At 63.0% G+C, this 19,811-nt stretch carries 18 protein-coding genes; 12 read left to right on the top strand and 6 right to left on the bottom strand.

Features of this window, described 5'->3' with window-relative positions; all coding sequences use genetic code 11:
- Positions 1 to 8: 8 nt before the first annotated feature.
- From ku to AC1L34_RS13835, 4 genes are all read left to right on the top strand, one after another.
- Positions 9 to 941, top strand: coding sequence for a non-homologous end joining protein Ku (gene ku, locus AC1L34_RS13850; protein ID WP_424293863.1), 933 nt, complete (start codon positions 9 to 11; stop codon positions 939 to 941).
- A 111-nt stretch (positions 942 to 1,052) separates the two neighbouring features.
- Entirely contained in the window at positions 1,053 to 2,528 is a 1,476-nt protein-coding gene (locus AC1L34_RS13845; RefSeq protein ID WP_424293862.1) for a flavin-containing monooxygenase, read from the top strand.
- Positions 2,525 to 3,022 carry a DUF4334 domain-containing protein gene (locus AC1L34_RS13840; protein WP_424293861.1) on the top strand — a complete coding sequence of 166 codons (498 nt, stop codon included), beginning with the start codon at positions 2,525 to 2,527 and terminating at the stop codon, positions 3,020 to 3,022. The genes AC1L34_RS13845 and AC1L34_RS13840 overlap by 4 nt, the downstream gene beginning before the upstream one ends.
- 34 nt (positions 3,023 to 3,056) lie before the next feature.
- Positions 3,057 to 4,364, top strand: a complete 1,308-nt coding sequence (locus AC1L34_RS13835; protein WP_424293860.1) for an alpha-hydroxy-acid oxidizing protein — start codon at positions 3,057 to 3,059, stop codon at positions 4,362 to 4,364.
- Here the strand turns inward: AC1L34_RS13835 and AC1L34_RS13830 are convergent.
- The gene (locus AC1L34_RS13830) at positions 4,361 to 5,224 is read right to left on the bottom strand and encodes an oxygenase MpaB family protein (protein WP_424293859.1); all 864 of its coding nucleotides are present in this window, start codon (positions 5,222 to 5,224) and stop codon (positions 4,361 to 4,363) included. The genes AC1L34_RS13835 and AC1L34_RS13830 overlap by 4 nt on opposite strands.
- Before the next feature lie 78 nt (positions 5,225 to 5,302).
- Between AC1L34_RS13830 and AC1L34_RS13825 the strand changes: the two genes are divergently transcribed.
- The 4 genes from AC1L34_RS13825 (at position 5,303) to AC1L34_RS13810 (ending at position 8,884) form a co-directional block, all read left to right on the top strand.
- Positions 5,303 to 5,968 carry a TetR/AcrR family transcriptional regulator gene (locus AC1L34_RS13825; RefSeq protein WP_424293858.1) on the top strand — a complete coding sequence of 222 codons (666 nt, stop codon included), beginning with the start codon at positions 5,303 to 5,305 and terminating at the stop codon, positions 5,966 to 5,968.
- Between the two features lie 4 nt (positions 5,969 to 5,972).
- On the top strand, positions 5,973 to 6,572 hold the full coding sequence (locus AC1L34_RS13820; protein WP_424293857.1) for a TetR/AcrR family transcriptional regulator: 600 nt from the start codon (positions 5,973 to 5,975) through the stop codon (positions 6,570 to 6,572).
- A gap of 93 nt (positions 6,573 to 6,665) precedes the next feature.
- A complete protein-coding gene (locus AC1L34_RS13815; RefSeq protein ID WP_424293856.1) occupies positions 6,666 to 7,868 on the top strand; it encodes an acyl-CoA dehydrogenase family protein in 1,203 nt (400 codons plus the stop codon).
- Positions 7,868 to 8,884: a phosphotransferase family protein gene (locus AC1L34_RS13810; RefSeq protein WP_424293855.1), complete on the top strand. Its 1,017-nt coding sequence runs from the start codon at positions 7,868 to 7,870 to the stop codon at positions 8,882 to 8,884. Before AC1L34_RS13815 ends, AC1L34_RS13810 begins: the two co-directional genes overlap by 1 nt.
- Before the next feature lie 4 nt (positions 8,885 to 8,888).
- Here AC1L34_RS13810 and AC1L34_RS13805 read toward each other — a convergent pair whose 3' ends face one another.
- Positions 8,889 to 9,554: a histidine phosphatase family protein gene (locus tag AC1L34_RS13805; RefSeq protein WP_424293854.1), complete on the bottom strand. Its 666-nt coding sequence runs from the start codon at positions 9,552 to 9,554 to the stop codon at positions 8,889 to 8,891.
- 259 nt (positions 9,555 to 9,813) lie between these two features.
- On the opposite strand from AC1L34_RS13805, the gene AC1L34_RS13800 reads away from it, so the two are divergent.
- Positions 9,814 to 11,082: an ROK family protein gene (locus AC1L34_RS13800; protein ID WP_424293853.1), complete on the top strand. Its 1,269-nt coding sequence runs from the start codon at positions 9,814 to 9,816 to the stop codon at positions 11,080 to 11,082.
- Positions 11,083 to 11,129: 47 nt separating this feature from the next.
- On the opposite strand, the gene AC1L34_RS13795 is transcribed toward AC1L34_RS13800, so the two are convergent.
- The 3 genes from AC1L34_RS13795 to AC1L34_RS13785 are packed head-to-tail and all read right to left on the bottom strand — an operon-like array spanning position 11,130 to position 13,946.
- Positions 11,130 to 11,852, bottom strand: a complete 723-nt coding sequence (locus tag AC1L34_RS13795) for a molybdate ABC transporter substrate-binding protein (RefSeq protein ID WP_424293852.1) — start codon at positions 11,850 to 11,852, stop codon at positions 11,130 to 11,132.
- A complete protein-coding gene (locus AC1L34_RS13790; protein WP_424293851.1) occupies positions 11,849 to 12,748 on the bottom strand; it encodes an adenylate/guanylate cyclase domain-containing protein in 900 nt (299 codons plus the stop codon). The genes AC1L34_RS13795 and AC1L34_RS13790 overlap by 4 nt, the downstream gene beginning before the upstream one ends.
- Entirely contained in the window at positions 12,741 to 13,946 is a 1,206-nt protein-coding gene (locus AC1L34_RS13785) for a TetR/AcrR family transcriptional regulator (protein ID WP_424293850.1), read from the bottom strand. The genes AC1L34_RS13790 and AC1L34_RS13785 overlap by 8 nt, the downstream gene beginning before the upstream one ends.
- Before the next feature lie 124 nt (positions 13,947 to 14,070).
- Here AC1L34_RS13785 and AC1L34_RS13780 point away from each other — a divergent pair, with 124 nt between their 5' ends.
- A complete protein-coding gene (locus AC1L34_RS13780) occupies positions 14,071 to 15,282 on the top strand; it encodes an acetyl-CoA C-acetyltransferase (protein WP_424293849.1) in 1,212 nt (403 codons plus the stop codon).
- Positions 15,283 to 15,316: 34 nt separating this feature from the next.
- The gene (locus tag AC1L34_RS13775) at positions 15,317 to 17,515 is read left to right on the top strand and encodes a 3-hydroxyacyl-CoA dehydrogenase NAD-binding domain-containing protein (RefSeq protein WP_424322414.1); all 2,199 of its coding nucleotides are present in this window, start codon (positions 15,317 to 15,319) and stop codon (positions 17,513 to 17,515) included.
- A 120-nt stretch (positions 17,516 to 17,635) separates the two neighbouring features.
- Here the strand turns inward: AC1L34_RS13775 and AC1L34_RS13770 are convergent, their stop codons facing one another.
- Positions 17,636 to 18,430 carry an SGNH/GDSL hydrolase family protein gene (locus AC1L34_RS13770; protein ID WP_424293847.1) on the bottom strand — a complete coding sequence of 265 codons (795 nt, stop codon included), beginning with the start codon at positions 18,428 to 18,430 and terminating at the stop codon, positions 17,636 to 17,638.
- A 138-nt stretch (positions 18,431 to 18,568) separates the two neighbouring features.
- Here AC1L34_RS13770 and AC1L34_RS13765 point away from each other — a divergent pair, with 138 nt between their 5' ends.
- Entirely contained in the window at positions 18,569 to 19,810 is a 1,242-nt protein-coding gene (locus tag AC1L34_RS13765; RefSeq protein ID WP_424295822.1) for an alkane 1-monooxygenase, read from the top strand.
- The last annotated feature ends 1 nt before the right edge of the window (position 19,811 follow it).

The raw sequence follows: 19,811 nt of genomic DNA, 5'->3' as shown, positions 1-19,811 counted from the left end.
TCGCTTGTATGCGCTCGATCTGGACAGGCGATCTGAGCTTTGGCCTCGTGAATGTACCGGTCAAGGTGTACTCCGCGACAGAAAATCACGACCGGGAGTCACACCAAGTCGACTCATCCGACGGCGCGCGGATCCGCTATCGTCGCGTTCGAGAAGGTACTGATCAAGAGGTGGAATTCGCGAAGATCGCTAACGCCTACGAATCAGATAATGGCGAGCGCGTCATCTTGACCAAGGAAGACATCGCGACACTTCCGGTGAGCAAGAGCCCCGAAATTGAGATTCTGGAGTTTGTCCCGATCGACCAGATTGACCCGATCTACTTCGACAAACCGTACTATCTCGAACCGGCGTCGAAGTCGCCGAAAGCCTACGTGCTGCTGGCGAAGGCTTTGGAGAGAACCGAACGTCTCGCCATCGCGAACTTCACTTTGCGGACTAAGACGCGTTTGGCGGCATTGCGAGTTATCGACGGCGTGATGACCTTGCAGACTCTGCTGTGGCCCGACGAAGTGCGCGTACCCGACTTTGATTTCCTCGGTAGTGACATTGAAATTCGCGACCAGGAACTCGAGATGGCGTCGTCGTTGATCGACACGATGGCCTCCGATTTTGATCCCAGCCAATATGAAGACACCTACCAGGTGGAGCTCGGCAAGTTGATTGAGGCCCGCGCCGGTGGTGAGCAAGCCTTTGTCGCGGACGAGAAACCGGCGGCCGACGACGACTCGGAAGTTGCCGACCTGCTGGCGGCTCTGCGTGCTTCGGTGAAGGACCGCGGCAAGGAAGCCCCAGCGGAAGCTACTGGGTCGGCAGACGAGACTGGGTCATCAGAAGAGACGAGCGCGCCCAAAAAGACGGCAGCCAAAAAGGTCCCGGCAAAGAAGGCCGCTGCAAAGAAAACCCCAGCTAAAAAGGCTGCCGCCAAGAAGACCGCATAGCGGCATCGTGGCACGGACTCCGTGGGTCCGACGCCTGCAGCCGATCGCAGCACCGCGACTCTGTAGAGTGATCCAGACCATAGTTACGGGGTCTAGAGAGGTGCGACGGACGTGGAACAGCACGAAGAGTCAGGCCAGAATTCGACGGCGGGCCAGCCACTCGATGTCCTCATCGTCGGGGCCGGCCTGTCCGGGATTGATGCGGCGTACCGGTTGCGCGAACGCAATCCCGGCCTGAATTACCAAATTGTGGAGCGCCGCAGCCAAATCGGTGGGACCTGGGATCTCTTCCGCTACCCCGGCGTGCGGTCTGACTCAGATATTTTCACCCTGAGCTTCCCGTGGAGCCCGTGGCGTGGTGACCGCATGATCGCCGAAGGCGACGAGATCCGCCACTACCTGGAACAGACCGCGCACGAGTTCGGCATCTACAGTCACATCCAATTCGAAGTGGATGTAACTGGCGCCGACTTCGATACGTCGACGGACTTGTGGACAGTCGATGTGCTCGTTGACGGCGTGCCGCGGGCGATCGTCACCCGCTTCCTTTACATGTGCACCGGCTACTACAAGTACGAGTCCGGATATCGCCCCGAGTTCCCCGGCGAGAAGGACTTTGCGGGAACTATCGTGCACCCGCAGTTTTGGCCGGAAGACCTGGACTACACCGACAAGAATGTGGTGGTCATCGGATCGGGGGCTACGGCGGTCACGCTGATCCCGTCGATGGCACCAGCGGCTCGCAACGTCACGATGCTGCAGCGCTCACCGTCGTATCTGTTTCCCTACCCGTGGGAAGACCCACTCACGAAGGTGATGATGCGTGTTTTGCCCAAACAAGTCGCCCACGACGTGATTCGTTGGCGCAATGCCATCGGGACCATGTTGATGTTCCTCTACTGCCGAACCTTCCCGAAGATGTCGAGAAGGACTCTGCGACGTATCGCAATCGCCATGTTGCCCAAGGGTTTTGACGTTGATACGCACTTCAAGCCGAGGTATGAGCCGTGGGACCAGCGACTATGCATCATTCCCGACGGTGACTTCTACAAGGCCGTCAAGTCTGGGACTGCCGATGTTGCGACCGACACGATCAAAAAATTCACCGCCACCGGCATCGACCTGGATTCCGGCGGGCACCTCGATGCCGACATCATCGTTACCGCAACCGGACTCGATCTGGTGACCTTCGGCGGTGCGAGTTTGTCCGTCGACGGGGAGAAATTCGAAGCTGGCGACAAGTTTGCCTACCGCGGCTACATGCTCAACGACGTGCCAAACCTCGCGTGGTCGGTCGGCTACACGAACGCTTCGTGGACGTTGCGGGTTGACCTGACGAGCCAGGCGGTCGGAGATCTGCTGGCGCACATGAGAACCAACGGTTACACCCGTGCCGTGCCGTCGATGAGGGGACCGAAGCCTAAGACGCATCCGCTACTGGAATTGGATTCCGGATATGTGCAGCGGTCGGGCAGCAAACTGCCGAAGGCTGGCGATCGGGCACCGTGGCTGGTCCGCCACAACCTAATTTTGGATGCTATTGACGCTCGCAAGTACGACGTCGAAGAGGAGATGATTTTCGCGTGACCGAAGTTTCCGTGAGTGCCCGTGAAGAAGCTGTGGCGCAATTTCGTCGCCGGGCCGACTCTCAGGAAAATAGCGACCCCGCTGACCTCGACGCCATCTGGGCGGCCTTGCCGGTAGTGCAGGTTGAGGAACTGATCGGGTCGTGGGTGGGCGGCGAACTCCCGACCGGCCACCCGATGGACGGGCAGTTGCCCGTCGTGAAATGGCATGGGAAGACCTTCAATTCGTGGTTCGACGTGAAGCCGATGGTCTGCCGGAACGACGACGGCGAGCTGTACTCCAACACGGAGATCGGCAAAGGTGAGGCCAGCGCATGGATGGTGGGATTCCGTGGCGAGACAACCGCATCCATGATCTATGACGGCCAGCCGGTGATTGACCACTTTAAGCGCGTCGACGATAAAACGCTGATGGGCATCATGAACGGCAAGACGTCGCTGGTCCGCGACCACCACTTCTACTTCTTCCTGGTGCGGGAAGACTCACCCGAGTAACCGCATCCGGGGTGGCGTGCGCCACAATGGGCGCATGGTCTCGCAAGGTTTCGGCAGGGAACGGCAGAACGTCATTTACACGGCGGGTGTCCACGGACGCACGCCCAAGGTGCCCGCAGACTTCGCGGAGTTGGAGCGTCGTGCGAAGCGGGCGTTGAGTAAGCGGGCTTGGGCCTACATTGCTGGCGGCGCAGGCGAAGGCCGGACCATGACGGCCAACCGGGACGCCTTGAATCGTTGGGCCATCGTGCCGCGCATGCTGCGCGATGTGTCCGAACGAAACCTCGGTATCGAACTGTTCGGCCAGCACTTGCCCGCGCCGATCTTGTTCTCGCCCGTCGGTGCCGGCGCACTCGCCATGCCCAACGCGGACATTCACATTGGCGAGGCCGCCGCCCAACTCGGTGTTCCCTACATCTTCTCGAATCAGGGTAGCGCCCCGATGGAAGACGTCGCGGCGGCGATGGAGGCCGTGAATCCCGAAGCGCCGCACTGGTTTCAGCTGTATTGGTCGACCGACGATCGCCTGGTAACGAGCCTGATCGAGCGGGCCGAAGCATCCGGTGCTGCGGCACTCGTCGTCACCCTCGACACCACGATGCTGGGTTGGCGACCGCAAGACTTGAACCTGGGGTCCCTGCCGTTCAGTCGCGCCGAAGGCATCAGTCAGTACACGTCAGACCCGTCGTTCTGGGAGATCGTCGCCGAACGCATTAAGGCGGCGTCGCTGGGAGTGAACCCTGACGAGCGCCCCGACGTGTCGCTCGGTGCCGTCAAGACACTGTTCAATATCGCCCGCAATGTGCCGGGCAAACTCCTGACCAATATGACTAAGCCGGAAGCACGCACCGCCGTGCAGACTTTCCTTGAGATCTACTCGCGTACGTCGTTGAACTGGGACGACATCGAAAGCCTCCGTAAGCGGACGTCGTTGCCGATTGTCCTTAAGGGGATTCTGCATCCCGACGATGCCCGCAAGGCCGTGGAGATGGGGGTCGATGGTGTCTTGGTCTCGAACCACGGCGGACGTCAGGTCGACGGCTCCATTTCGAGCACCGATGCGCTGGTCGACATCGTCGACGCGGTCGGCGGCCAAATCAAGGTCCTCGTCGACTCTGGTTTCTATACGGGATCGGACGTGTTCAAGGCCTTGGCGCTGGGTGCCGACGCCGTCTGCATCGGCCGCCCGCACATGTACGGGTTGGCGATCGACGGCACCGACGGTGCCCGCGACGTTGTTGCCAACATCATCGGCGAACTCGACCTCACGCTCGGTCTCTCGGGCCACCGCGACGTCGCGGACCTTGACCGAAGCGCGCTGAAAGAACTCCGCGCTACCTAAACCAACGAGCGGCCGGTCTTGGTCCGCCAGCGGACATCGGCAAGCAATACGTTGAAGGGGAAGTGCTTCAGCGGCCCCGGCAGGATCTTGACGACCTTGCGGACGATGGCGTTGTGGACCTTAAAGAATCGCTCCTGACCGGGCGACATCGTGAGCCCCATCTTGTTGCGGAACTCGACGGGCAGGAAGCCGATCGTCATCGTTTCGGAGAACTTTCCAAAGGCCAAGGTGATCGGTTTGGGCATGAACTCCATGCGGACGATGGCCATCAGGTAGTTGCGGATCGTGTCGTCGACCTCGATGCCGTCGATGGTGTCGTTCCAGTACTTCTCGAAGTCGGCTCGGGTGGCAGGCCACATTTCGCGAGGCATCTGCAAGGTGGTGCCCATGACTGAACCCTGCTGGTACGCGGCTTCGGTGATATTCGAGGGATCGCCGTAGAGGCGTTCCATGTCTTCCCAACCGCGATAGAGGCACGCGGCCACCCACAGTTGCAGCTTCGGATCGAAAGCGTTGTATTTGACGGGACTGTCGTCGGACGACCGAACCTGGACGTGGGCCTTGTTGATTGCCTGGCGATACAGTCGGCGGTCGTCGGCGCTGCCGGTGGCCGCCACCGCGAGGTAGGAGAGTGTGGTCCGGGTCCGCTTGATCGGGACTTTGAAGAGATTGCCGGAGTCGACCTTGCTTTCAAAGACGCCGTATCCGACGGCCGGGACGGCGAGCTGCATGATGACATTTGCGGGGCCGGCGAGGAGGGCGATACCGAGCATGCCGAGCTTATCGACCTCCTGTGCATCGAGATCTTCTCGGCGCGAATGCCGTTCGGCGGCAGCAGGATCGATTGCGTCGGTGGTCATGTGGATTCTCCCCGGGCCGAATAACTGATAACGACTGTTTCCTAATTGATTCAACGCTGGGCGACGCTAGGTGTCAAGATGTTGGATGTGACTAGTTCGGCGAATAGTGATGCGGGCAAACTCCGGGCCTATGGCGGCGAATCAGGGGATGCCCGGGTGGCGCGTCGTCGGGCGGCCCTGATCGACGCGGCACTCGACATGCTCGCCGAGCCCGAGCCGGGTGCCGTGACAGTCCGTGGCATCTGCACCCGAGCCGAATTGACCCCGCGATACTTTTACGAGAGCTTCGAGAACGCGGACGCGCTGGTCGGAGCCGCGTACGACCTCATAATCGAGCAGATTGCCGAACGTGCCCTCGAGGGCTTCAACGCCGGATCCGGACCGCGCGGCAAAGTGGCCGGCGCAGTCGAAGCGATCGTCGACATCATCGCCGGCGATCCTCGCAAAGGGCGCGTCTTCTTCTCCGATACCTTGCGAAGCCCCGTGGTGGCTGCCAAGCGCGTTGAAATGCTGGCACTTTTCACGCAGTTGACGTTCCAGAGTGCGCCGGAAGTAGCGGATGTGACCGGTGGTCAAGAGACCCTGGCGGCCGCGCACTTCCAAGTCGGTGGACTCGGACGACTATTGGCATCCTGGACCGAGGGCCTCGTCGATCTGGATCGAGCCGCCCTGGTCGACATCTGTGTCAGGATGCTGCTTCCCGAGAGTCGAACGGTGGATTCTCCGGCGGCACAGCTAAGTTGAACCCATGACGAATTGGCGCGACTACGGCGCAGCGGACCTGCCGACGCCGTTGGCCGCAGCGCTCGATGCCTTCGTCGAACACGGCTACCACGGCACATCGGTTCGCGACATCGCCGCGCGGGCGGGCCTATCAGTTCCCGGCCTCTATCACCACTACCCGTCCAAGCAATCGCTTCTCCAGGGGTTGTTGGAGTTAACAATGTCGGATCTACTGCGACGGTCGGAGGAGGCGCTCGACGCGGCCGGTCCCGATCCCGTCGACCGGTTCGACGCGGTGGTCGAATCGCTGTTGCGCTTCCACATGTATCGCCGCGAACAGGCCTTTGTGGGTTCGACGGAGATCCGGAGTCTGGATCCGGAGTATCACCGCGTCTACATCGGGCATCGCATACGGCAGCAACGGATGGTTGACGATGTGGTCGGAGCGGGCGTGGCAGACGGAGCGTTTACCACGACGGCGCCGAAGGGTGCGGCGCGCGCCGTGGCGACGATGTGCGTTGGAGTGTCGACCTGGTATCGCGTCGATGGGCCGATGAGCGCCGACGAATTGATCGCGCAGAATTTGCAATTTGCCCGCGCGATCGTCGGATATGTCCCACGGTGAGGGAGTCGCGGGAACTGGTTGACGCGGCATGGCCTTCATGACAATCTGAGAGCTGACCGAGCGCTCGCTCGGTCGGAGATTTTTGGAGGGCCCATGGCTGTCGACCTTTCCTACAGTGCCGAGGTACAGGACCTCGTTGCGCGGACCACGGCGTTCATCGCCGATGAGGTACTGCCCGTTGAAATGCAGTTCGCCGGTGACATCACCGCCGCGGGCGGCGACGATCTGCGCCGCGAACTGAACGCCAAGGCACGTGCTGCAGGGATTTTCGCCCCCCACGCGCCCGTTGAGTTCGGTGGTCTGGGCCTCAACATGTCCGACCGCGCGCCCGTCTTTGAAGCTGCGGGTGCCTCCACTTTCGGTCCGATTGCCCTCCATGTCGGCGCACCCGACGAGGGAAATATTCACATGCTCGCGCACATTGCGACCGTCGAGCAGAAGGAAAAGTATCTCGCGCCCCTCGCCTCCGGTGAGGTTCGCAGCGCCTTCGCGATGACCGAACCTGCACCGGGTGCTGGCGCGGACCCGAATGGCCTGTCAACCACGGCCGAAAAGGTCGACGGCGGCTGGAAGATCAACGGACTCAAGCGATTCATTACCGGTGCCGAAGGTGCCGCGTTCTTCATCATCATGGCTCGCACGGTTGGCCAGCGCGGCGATCGCGGAGGCGCCACGATGTTCCTGGCCCCCGCCCAGACACCGGGAATTAGCGTTGACCGGCATATCCACACCACGGACAAGGCGATGATCGGGGGGCACTGCGAGGTCAGCTTCACCGATGTCTTCGTCCCCGACAACGACGTCCTCGGCGCCCCTCACGAGGGCTATCGCTACGCGCAGGTGCGACTCGGACCGGCCCGCATGACGCACGTGATGCGTTGGATGGGCAGCGCAGTGCGAGCCCACCGGATCGCTGTTGACTACGTGGAACAGCGCGAAGGCTTCGGTGGCCGCCTCGCCGACCTCGGCATGATCCAGCAGATGATCGCCGACAATGAGATTGACCTCGCTGCTTCCCGTGCACTGCTGGTCCGGGCTTGCTACGAACTGGATCAGGGCGAGCACGCCTCCGACTCCACGTCGATCGCCAAGACGTTTGGCGCGGAAGCGTTCTCGCGTGTGGCCGATCGTGCGATGCAGATGTGTGGCGGCCTCGGTGTCTCCGAAGACCTGCCTCTCGCCCGACTCGCCAACGAGTTGCGGCCGTTCCGCATCTACGACGGTCCCAGCGAAGTGCACCGTTGGGCGATCGCCAAGCGCGCCGTCGGGCGCGTACGCAAGGCGCGTGAAGCCTAATGGCCGAACATCCGGGTTTGCAGGCGGAGAATCTGCAGCGGTTGCTCGCCGCTAACAACATCGAGCCGGTCGGCGACCTTCGCATCGAGCTAATCAGCGGTGGTCGGTCGAATCTGACCTTCGACGTGCGCGACGACCGCAACCACTGGGTCGTGCGACGGCCCCCGATGGGGGGACTAACCCCCTCTGCGCACGATATGAACCGGGAATGGGATGTCACCTCGGCCCTCGGGTCGACAGCCGTGCCGGTGCCGCAGACCGTTGCGATTGACCGCGATGGGGAGTTCATCGGAGCGCCGTGCACGGTCGTCGAGTTCGTTGACGGTCGCGTGATTCGATCGGTCGAGGACTTGTCGGCACTGACCGACGATGAGGTCACCGCCAGTGCCGACGCGCTCGTGAAAACGCTCGCTGACCTGCACGCCGTCGATTACGCCGAGGTGGGCCTCGCTGACTTTGGTCGACCCGAGGGATTCGCGGGGCGGCAGGTGAAGTTGTGGGCTCGGCAGTGGGACATTGTGCAGACCCGCCAACTCGACGACGTCGAGAAATTGGCCGCAGCGCTGTCGGAGCGTGTGCCCGCGCAGGCGCGAAGCACCATCGTCCACGGCGACTTCCGCATCGACAACACCATCCTCGACCCCACCGATGCCGGCCGGGTGGCGGCCGTCGTCGATTGGGAGATGGCGGCGCTAGGCGATCCACTCACCGACCTCGCCCTGATGTGCGTGTACCGGACGCCGGTGTTCTCATCGGTCCTCGGGTTCGATGCGGCCTGGACCAGCGACCGGTACCCGGATGACGACGGTTTCGTGGAACGCTATGTTGCGGCAACGGGCGCTGATCTCGGTGACTGGGCCTTCTATCTGGGGCTGGCCAACCTGAAACTCGGCGTCATCGCCGAGGGGATCACGCACCGTGCCCTCGCGGGTGGATCCTCCGGAGCTGACGGTGCCGAACGTGCCGCTCAAGCCACCGGCGAATTCATCGCTGCCGGTCTCCGCGCGCTCGGGTAAGGCTCTACCGGTACGTCAGCAGGCCTGAAGTCGTGTCAGCGACGTGGGCGTGGTCGTTGAACGAGACCAGGGTCAGCCCTCGCTTGCCCGACAGGACCTTGCTGATCGCCGTGTTCACAAACGTCCGTGACATGGCGGGCCATGATTCGGACGGAACGTTCCACAGTTGTGCAACTAGCTGGGTGATGGTGCCAGCTGACGACACCACCAGGACGTTCTTGCCCGAGCCTGCGGCTTCCGCTGCGCGGGCCGCGGCAGTGCGCGTACGACCGACGAAATCCTCGAATGTTTCCGGCCCGACTGCCGCACCGTTGACCCAGGCACCCAACGCATGTGTGAGTGCGTCCTGGAAGGGCTGCCCGCCGCCCGCGTAGATGTCGTCGCCTTCGGGGACCGTCGGTGTGACGTATTCGTTCCAGTCCGCATCGACGGTCGCGTCCGGGAGCGAATCGAAGGCCTCGGCAATGCTGGCAGCTGTTGCGCGCTGACGAGGGAGGTCGCCGCAGAAGACAGCGTCGAAGGTCTTTACTTGCCTGGCCAGAGCGACACCAGCCGCGCGAGCCTGGGCAAAGCCGAGATCTGTGAGGCCCGGTCCGCCGACCGAATCCGGGTCCGTGGAATAGGCGTGCGCTGGGGCTTGGCCGTGTCGAACGATGTAAAGGACTCCCACATTGATCAACGTACTTGTCGCGGTTACTTGCACGGATGGTGGGGGCTTGCTAACTTCGGTCGCATGACCAGTCAGCCCTTCGCCATCCCGGAGGTCACCTATGTGACCACCGCTCTGGGATGCCGTCTGCCGCTGGCGCGGGTCCTCTGTCGTTGCCGAATGCGCTGAACCCAGCTCCGACTCGCGCTGTTCCGCGCGGGAATTCTTTGTGGTGACCGCTTCTGCCGGTCCCCTCCCAGGCACCAGGACCCAAAATCTCATGACCACCGCACTTGATCGCCCAATTCTGTCTCACACCACTCCGGTTGGTGTCGTCGTTCGCCCCGCTGGCGTCCCGGCGCCGGTAGCCGCCAAACGCAGCGCCCCGCACGTGACTACCGCGAAGCTGCAACTGTCGACGAAGGCCGCTGCACTCGTCCTGCGTAGTGCGCGTACCTCGGGGCCAGTGTTCCGCGACGATGCAGCAGCGCTGACCGGCCTGTCGATCTCGACAGTGAACCGACAGGTGAGCGCGCTCCTCAAGGCCGGCCTCATTCGTGAGCGCGCCGACCTGACCCCGCCCGGGGCCGTTGGCCGCCCGCGGGTGCCGTTCGAGATCAACACCGACGGCTTCCTGACCATTGGAATCCATATCGGTTACAAGGTCACTTCCATCACCACCCACGACCTCGCGCACCGGGTTGCGGGCGCTATCGCCATCCCGACCCCGCAGGCGGAGACGCCGGAAGAAGTTGTGGCACAGATCGGTGCCAGCGCGCGCCGTTTCGCTGACCGCTGGGTCGGCAAGCGCCTGCTGTGGGCGGGCGTCGCCCTCGGTGGCCGCGTCTCCGATGGCGGCTTTGTCGACCATCCGCGACTGGACTGGAAAGGCGTGCCCGTCGGGTCCGTCATTGCCGAAGCGCTCGGTCTGCCGGTCTCGGTGGCTTCGCACGTGGAGGCCATGGCTGCCGCCGAACAAGTGGTGAGCCCGGCCGATCAGAGTCAGAACTTCCTCTACTTCTACGCCCGTGAAATGGTCGGCATTGCCTTCAGCGTCGACGGTGCCGTCCACACCCCGGCAGCGGGTCCGCCCACCATCGGACACTTCCCGAGCGGTGCAACCACCCTCCTCGACCCCGACAACACGGGCCGACTCGAGCCGACGGTGAGCGATTCCGGCGTGCTGTACGCCGCGCAAAAGGCCGGATTGGACGTCGAATCGCTGGACGATCTGCGGACCGCGGCCCGCACCGGCAATACCATCGCCAACGACATCCTGACCGAACGTGCCGAAGTCCTCGGCCGCACGGTGGCGCTGATGTCAGACATCTTTAACCCCGATCACGTGATCCTCGGTGGTCAGGCATTTACTGACTACCCGGAGGCGCTGCCTGCGGTCAGCAAGTCCCTGCGGGCAACCACGGTGCTGACGCAGCGTGACGTGCGCGTGGCACGCTCGGCAATCACCGTGCAGCAGAAGGCCGCCGGTGCCGTCGCCCTCGACGAGATCTACGCGGATCCGCTCGACGCGCTGTCGTACACCGCGTAGGTAATCGCGATCGCGTCCACCGGTGGCGACGCCCAACCCGGCTGGGATTAGCCCGAAGGTGGCCCGAAGCCAGCTGTCGCGAGTGCGCGTCCGCCTTCGGGACCGAGCACAGTGGCAATGAAGTCCGCCGCGGTGGAATCGTTCTTGCTCCCGCGGACAACAGCGATGGGGTACCGGTTGATCGCTTGGTCAAACACGGGGTCGTCGACGGTCATGAAGCTGACGCCGTTCCCGGACCGTGCCTGTGTCCGGTAGGCGAGGGCGGCATCGGCCCGCCCCGCCGCGACGTAGGCCACAGCTGTCGCACCGGAATCGACGTGCAGGGGTGTGCCCAGCTGTGTGCCGGTGACGTGCTCGGTGCGCACCACACTGGCCCCGCACGGCAGTCGTTCCGAACAGGTGGCCACGCGGAGGTCGGGGTTACCCAACGAAGCAAAGCCGGTGATGTGCTTGGGGTTTCCCAGCGGCGCAATGATAATTAGGGAGTTCGAGGCGAATCGCCGAGGACTGATGACCTGCTTGCCAAGCCGATCCATTGCGCTTTCGGTGTCGGTCGCGATCACGTCGACATTGCGGGCATTCGACTCTGCGATTCGGACCGTGGTGCCGGGATGCTCCTGCTCAAACTGGGTGGCGATCGTTGCCATGACCGCCTGCAACGACGACGATGCCGCGACAGTAATTGACCGATCGGCGGAACTGGTCGAGCAAGCGGTGAGGGTTCCCGCCGCAATCAGGGCGGCAGTGACGAGTGCGGCAACCCGGCTCACGACGGCCAGTTCCGATTACGGACAAGGCGGAAGGCGCGCAGTTTTCGGTACCCGCGGACCGACAACGAGGAGATGGAACTGACGTGTGTCGGTTCGTTGTCGTGCAGAGCGGCGGCAAGATCCTCGTCGACCAAGGTGCTGCCCGAACGCGCGGCACTGGCCAGGCGCGCGGCAATATTGACCGGCTCACCGAAGGCATCGCCCATACGCATCAGGACGTGACCGCGCGCCATGCCGATCCGCAGTTCGGGGAGTTCGCCGTCGGACGTCAACGAGTGCAGTTCGATGGCGATTTCGGCGGCCGCGGCGGGATCGAGCACGGTGAACATGACGGCGTCGCCGATAGTCTTGATGACCTGACCGCCCCGGCTGGTGATGATGCCGTAGGCCGCCGACTCGAAAGTTTCGAGGAGATTCTCCAATTCGGTCATTCCGAGCCGTCGAGACATCGACGTATAGCCGACGATATCGGCGAATCCGACGACCACCTCCGCGTGCTCGGACTCGCGAGCTTCGTCGGCCAAGCCCGCCTCCAAGTGCCGACGCCACACCAAATTTTGGAGACGGGAGAGCGCGGCAACCATCTCATCGGGCGTCGCCGTAACTTTGGGGTCGGCGGCCAGCCGGTTGATGGCTTCTGCCTGCCACTGAGCCAACCGGGCGGTTGCCTGGCCGATCGCGCGGGCGGCAGCACGTTGCGCCGTCGGATCCATCAACTCATCCTCACCGGCGAACACCGCCAATGCCGCCAGATCCTTCGGACTGAACTGCTGCACCTCATCGCCTGCGACCTGGGCGAAACCGAACGCATTCCACAGTCGCCTGGCTTCATCCGGATCTAGGTGCAGGGCATCGGCGAGCTTGTCGCGCGAGTACTCAAGTGGTCCGTCAGACACCCATTACGCCTTTCATGAGATACGCCATCCGGGCGGCGAACTCGGGGCGCGGAGTGCTCCGGGGGAGCCGAACCGCGTCGTTGACGATCGCCAGCGCTGCGTGCACCGCCAGCACCGCAGATTCGCGAGAGCCGGTGTTGGTGGCTCCGGCAGCACTGGCTGCCGTGTTGACTTCGGTGAGCAGTGTTATCCAGCGTGCCACGTAGCGGCGTTGGGCCGCCAGCAATTCCGCTGCTTGTGGCTCCGCGACGAGAGCAAAGGCGCTGTTGAATCCAACCAGCAAGTCGGGCGAGGACGTCACGGTGTCGACATAGTGGTCAACCAGGGCGTCGAGTCGTCGGCTGGGGTCTGCGGTCGCCGCGTAGGCGGCCAACGCCCCCGCTTCCAGTCGCAGCGCGCTCCGTTGGCTGATGCCGATAAGAATCGCGATCTTTGAAGCGAAGTGCTTGTAGACACTGGGGCCGGTGATGCCGACGGCCGCGCCAATCTCATCCATTCCGGTGCCTGCGAACCCATGGTCGGCGAACAATCGTGCCGCGGCATCGAGAATCTCATCGCGGCGCGTGGGTTCCTCGTCGTCGAGGTGATGAATGGGGCTCGGAACGGTTGCTTGGTCGGGGGACAGGGTGATGCTGCGCCGCACCAATTCCACCAGGGTCGCCTCCGCGTTGCGTGGGTTCTGCCGGACAACCCGGCCTGCGCCGCTGCCGACCACACTGAGCGCGGCCCCGGCGAGATACATCGATTCGCGTTCGGTGAGGTCGGTTCGGTTGGCGCGGATCGCGCTGGCCCACTGGCGCAACACTGACCGGGTTCGGCGCACCACCTCGGCATTGTCGTCCGCTGAGAGGTGCTGGCCCGACCACCGCCACAGGGATGTGGCGTGGGGACTAGAGATGCTCAATCGGGTAATGCTGACAGCCAGTGCTTCGGCGGGGTTGGCGCTGCTTTCCAAGGCGGCGGCATCGGTGCTGGCTTCCAAGTCGTCGACCGTTTTCTGTACGGCAGCGAGCAGTAGGGACCCCTTGTCGGCGAAGTGGCGGTACAGCGTCGGCGTGCTGACTCCGGCCTTGCGAGCGATATCAGCGACCGACACATACGGGTAGCCGCGCTCGGCAAAAAGCACGGTAGCTGCGTCGATGAGTTGGAGTCGGCGGTCCGTTCCGCGCTGGGGCCGAGTCCGCTTGCTGGTCGTCATGATGAATTGACCATAGCCGATTACTTTCGGATTTTGAACGTCTTGACCTTGAGGTATAGCAAAATACGTTAATGCGGGTTAGCCTACGTGGTAACCACTATCGGTTCATGTGAAAGGAACACCCGTGTCCGACGAAGCATTTATCTACGAGGCGGTCCGTACGCCCCGTGGCAAGCAGCGCGGCGGCTCGCTGCACAGCGTCAAGCCGATCGACCTCGTTTCCGGTCTGATCGACGGACTCCTGGCACGTCACGAAAACCTCGACCCGAAGGACATCGACGACGTTGTCCTCGGCGTCGTTTCGCCAGTCGGCGAGCAGGGTGCCGTGATCGCGCGTACCGCAGCCCTTACTTCGGGTCTGGGCGAGACTGTTCCCGGCACCCAGATCAACCGCTTCTGCGCCTCTGGTCTGGAAGCGGTGAACCTCGCCGGTGCCAAGGTTCGCTCGGGCTTCGACGACCTGGTCCTCGCGGGCGGTGTCGAGTCGATGTCGCGCGTGCCGATGGGTAGCGACGGCGGCGCACTCTTCATGGACCCCGCCACCGCCTTCGACAGCTACATCGTTCCGCAGGGCATCGGCGCCGACCTGATCGCCACCATTGAAGGCTTCTCGCGCGAGGACATCGACGGCTACGCCGCCGAGTCGCAGCGTCGTGCCGCGCAGGCCTGGGACGAAGGTCGCTTTGCGAAGTCGATTATTCCGGTCACCGACATCAACGGCGTGACTCTCCTCGACAACGATGAGCACCGTCGCCCCGGCACCACCGTCGAGAGCCTCGGCAAGCTGAAGCCGGCGTTCGCCGGACTCGCTGCCATGGCAGGCTTCGACGACGTCATCCTGCAGAAGTACCCCAACGTGGAGCGCGTCAATCACGTCCACACCGGCGGCAACAGCTCGGGCATCGTTGACGGCTCCGGCCTGGTGCTCGTCGGCTCCGAGGCAGCGGGCAAGCGCAATGGTTTGACCCCTCGCGCCCGCATCGTCTCCTACGGCGAGATCGGTTCCGAACCGTCGATCATGCTGACCGGCCCCACCCCGGCCACCGAGCTCGCCCTCAAGCGCGCTGGCCTGACCATCGACGACATCGATGTCTTCGAGCTCAACGAAGCCTTCGCGTCGGTCGTCATGAAGTGGATGAAGGACCTCAAGGTTCCGCACGAGAAGGTCAACATCAACGGTGGCGCCATTGCACTCGGCCACCCCCTCGGTGCCACCGGCGCCATGATCATGGGCAGCACCCTCGACGAGCTCGAGCGCGTCGGCGGCCGCTACGGCCTGGTCACCCTTTGCATCGGCGGCGGCATGGGCGTCGCGACCATCATCGAGCGTCTCTGATCGCCCCGGAACTCCAAGGAAAAGACTTAACACCATGACTCAGAACATGATCTCGTGGGAGAAGGACGCCGACGGCGTCGTCATCCTGACGATGGACGACCCCAACCAGGGCGCCAACACCATGAACAACCTCTACCGGGATTCGATGGCCGAGACCGTCGACCGCCTGGAAGCGGAGAAGGACGACATCACCGGTGTCATCCTGACCTCGGCGAAGAAGACCTTCTTCGCCGGTGGTGACCTCAAGGACATGAGCAACCCGCCGAAGGACCAGACCAAGGCCGAGATCGCGACCTCGATCACCGAGCGCGCCAACGGCATGAAGAAGGTCCTTCGTCGCCTGGAGACGCTCGGCAAGCCCGTCGTCGCCGCGATCAACGGTGCCGCCCTCGGCGGTGGCCTCGAAATCGCGCTGCACTGCCACTACCGCATTGCTGCCGACGTCAAGGGCAACCAGCTTGGTCTGCCCGAGGTAACCCTCGGCCTGCTCCCCGGTGGCGGCGGCGTTGTCCGTACCGTCCGTCTCCTCGGTTTCCAGCAGGCACTCATGGGTGTCCTGCTTCAGGGCACCCGCTTCAAGCCCGCTCAGGCTAAGGAAACGGGCCTGATCAATGAGGTCGTCGGCACCATCGACGAGCTCATCCCCGCAGCCAAGGCGTGGATCAAGGCAAACCCGGAAGCGCAGCAGCCGTTCGACGTCAAGGGCTACAAGATGCCCGGAGGCGCACCGACCAACCCGTCGGTTGCCGCCAACCTGCCCGCCGTCCCCTCACTGCTGCGCAAGCAGCTCAAGGGCACCAACATGCCTGCACCGCGCGCCATCATGGCCGCCGCTATCGAAGGTGCCTACGTTGACGTCGACACCGCCGACGAGGTTGAGACCCGCTACTTCGTGTCGCTGGTGACCGGTCAGGTCGCGCAGAACATGATCAAGGCGTTCTTCTTCGACCTGCAGCACATCAACGGTGGCGGCTCGCGCCCCGAGGGCATCGAGAAGTTCGCAGCCAAGAAGGTCGGCGTTATCGGCGCAGGCATGATGGGCGCGGCTATCGCCTACGTGTCGGCGAAGGCTGGCATCGAGGTGGTCCTCAAGGACATCGACCTCGACGCAGCAAAGCGCGGCAAGGCGTACTCGGAGAAGCTCGAGGCCAAGGCTGTGGGTCGCGGCAAGCAGACGCAGGAGAAGGCCGATGCCCTCCTCGCCCGCATCACCCCGACTGTGGATCCGGCCGACTTTGCTGGCGTCGACTTGGTGATCGAGGCCGCATTCGAGTCGGTCGAGGTCAAGAACAAGGTCTTCCAGGAGATCGAGGACATCGTCGAACCCGACGCCGTTCTGGGCTCCAACACCTCGACCCTGCCGATCACCATCCTCGCCGAGGGTGTCAAGCGCTCCGAGGACTTCATCGGCATCCACTTCTTCAGCCCCGTCGACAAGATGCCTCTCGTCGAGATCATCAAGGGCGAGAAGACGTCGGACACAGTGCTCGCCAAGGTGATCGACTACACCCTGCAGATCCGCAAGACGCCGATCGTCGTCAACGACAGCCGCGGCTTCTTTACCAGCCGCGTAATCGGCACCTTCATCAACGAGGCCGTCGCTGCCGTCGGTGAGGGCGTCGAGCCAGCATTCATTGAGCAGGCTGGCAGCCAGGCCGGTTACCCGGCCCCGCCGCTGCAGCTCATGGATGAGCTGACGCTGACGCTGCCGCAGAAGATCCGCAAGGAAACCGAGGCCGCGATCATTGCTGCCGGTGGTACCCCCGCTCCTCACGGCTCGTACCCGGTCATCGACTGGATGGTCGAGAACGGTCGTACCGGCCGCAAGGACGGCAAGGGCTTCTACGACTACGACGAAGAGGGCAAGCGTGGCCTGCTGTGGCCGGGCCAGCGCGAGCACTTCAAGTCGGGCACCACGGAGATCCCGCTCGAGGACATGAAGGAGCGCATGCTCTTTGCTGAGGCTCTCGAGACCGTGAAGTGCTTCGACGAAGGTGTCCTCACCTCCGTCGAGGATGCCAACATCGGTTCGATCTTCGGCATCGGCTTCCCGGCCTGGACCGGTGGCGTCGTGCAGTACATCAACGGCTACGAAGGTGGCGTTGCCGGCTTCGTCGCTCGTGCCAAGGAACTGGCCGCAGCTTACGGCGACAACTTCCTGCCCCCGGCCTCGCTGGTGGAGAAGGCTGAAGCTGGCGTCGAAGCACTGACGAACGAGAACCTCGTCAAGTAGTTCTTTACGCAGCACGGCCCCGACTGGACATGTCCGGTCGGGGCCGTTTTGCATGCTGGGGTGCCTGATCCTCGCATCGGGCGTAACCCAATCGCGCTAGGGGGCAATAGCGACCGACCCCTAGCGCGAGTTATCGACATCCACCGCCAAATCGATGGCGACCTCTATCAACTCCGGGAGCTTCGGGGCACGACCGTCGCCCAACGACCGTCCCCGAAGTTTGCGGATGATCCAGGGGGTGAAGAATTCGACGACCCAGCGGGCGTCGTCGACGGTGCGGAGAAGGGGGTTCGGGTCGGGCAAGGAGGGGAGCGGTCGACCCCAATCGGGTGAACTCCCCGGCAGTCGTAGGGCGTAGGCGGCACCGGCGGCGAAACGGTCGTGACCGGATGCTGAGGCATGCAACCGGTCCGACGACCACGATCGTCGATCGGTGAGGACCGGAGCGGAAAACAGGTCGACGAGCGTCAGGTCGTAGGTGTGCGCGAACTCGCGCGTCATGGCGTTGAGGTCGTCGAGTCGGTTTCGGATTCGTCCGCCGAACGGGATGAGTCTGGCGATGTCCGGAAACGTGGAAACCAGTACCGTCGCCCCAGAGTCGACGAGGCGACCAAAGATTTGGTCGAGATCGTGGTGGACGTCGGCGAGGTTGCTGCCGCCGATGACGTCGTTCATGCCGAGCGGCGCCGCGACGAGGTCGGGTTGCAGTGCCAGTGCCGGCTCCAACTGCTCGATGAGGGCATCGTGGGTGGTCTTGCCACGGACCGCGAGGTTGGCGTACCGCACCCCCGGATTGGTGGCCGCGAGTGATTCCGCGAGCCGATCCGCCCAGCCCCGATAGCCGGACTTGGGGTCGCCATCGTTCATGCCTTCGGTCTGCGAATCGCCAATCGCGACGAACCGTGAGTACCGCATGAAGTCGATTTTATGCCCGAGCTTGGACAAAAGTGTGAAGACGCGCACTTTACAAATAATTACTGAATGTCTAGACAGGGGACGTATCAACGTCTAATGTCAAGGAACGAGAGAGCCTCGCCGGACCAGGAGGAAGACATGGCGAATCCGACGATCGACCACACACCAGACGTCACGCAGTGGCGCGACAAGAAGCGGCACCTTTGGATGCTGGGCCTGATCCCGCCGACCGCCGTCTTCATCGCCGCTGGACTGGTGGCGCTGATGAACTGGGCGGCGGGCGCGCTCGATTGGGCGTGGCTCGGAACCGTGTCCCCGATCTGGTGGTGGATTGGCCCCATCCTGATCTACGGACTGCTCCCGATCCTCGACATCTTCTTCGGGCCAGACGGGCAAAACCCGCCCGAGGAGTTGATGGAACAACTCGAGAACGACAAGTACTACCGCTACTGCACGTACGCGTACATCCCGTTCCAGATGCTCAGCGTCGTTTTCGCCTGCTACCTCTGGACCGCAAACGATCTCAGTTGGCTCGGCATCGACGGCGGCCTCGGCTTAGCCTCAAAGATCGGCCTCGCCTTCTCCATCGGCGCCATGGGCGGCATCGGTATCAACACTGCCCACGAGTTGGGCCACAAGAAGGTCAGCCTCGAACGCTGGCTGTCGAAGATCACGCTCGCCCAAACTTTCTACGGACACTTCTACATTGAGCACAATCGTGGGCACCACGTTCGGGTTGCCACTCCTGAAGATCCGGCAAGCTCGCGATTCGGTGAAAACTTTTGGACATTCTTGCCGCGCAGCGTCTTTGGCAGCCTGAAGTCGGCGTGGGAACTGGAAGCCGCCCGGATGAAGCGCCTCGATCGTTCGGTGTTCCACCCGAGCAACGACGTCCTCAACGCGTGGGCCATGTCGATCGTCCTGTGGGGCGCTATGGCAGCCATCTTTGGTTGGCAGATTCTGCCCTTCGTCGCCATCCAGGCCATCTACGGCTTTTCACTGTTGGAGACCGTCAATTACCTGGAGCACTACGGGTTGCTGCGGCAGAAGAACGATCGGGGCCGCTACGTTCGCTGCACCCCGCAGCACAGTTGGAACTCCGATCACATCTGCACCAACATCTTCCTCTACCACCTGCAGCGACACAGTGACCATCACGCCAATCCCACGCGCCGGTATCAAACGCTGCGGAGCTTCGACGAAGCGCCGAACCTGCCGAGCGGCTACGCCAGCATGATCACCCTCGCGTACTTCCCGCCGATCTGGCGTGCAGTCATGGACAAGCGCGTTCTCGCCCACTACGACGGCGACATCACCCAGGTGAATGTGCAGCCCAGCAAGCGGGCAAAGATCGTCGCCCAGTACGGGCAGGCGAACTGAA

This window comes from Gordonia sp. 34D, from assembly GCF_056682775.1.
Note: the sequence above shows the minus strand (reverse complement) of the source record. Positions and strands in the feature narration are given on the sequence as shown.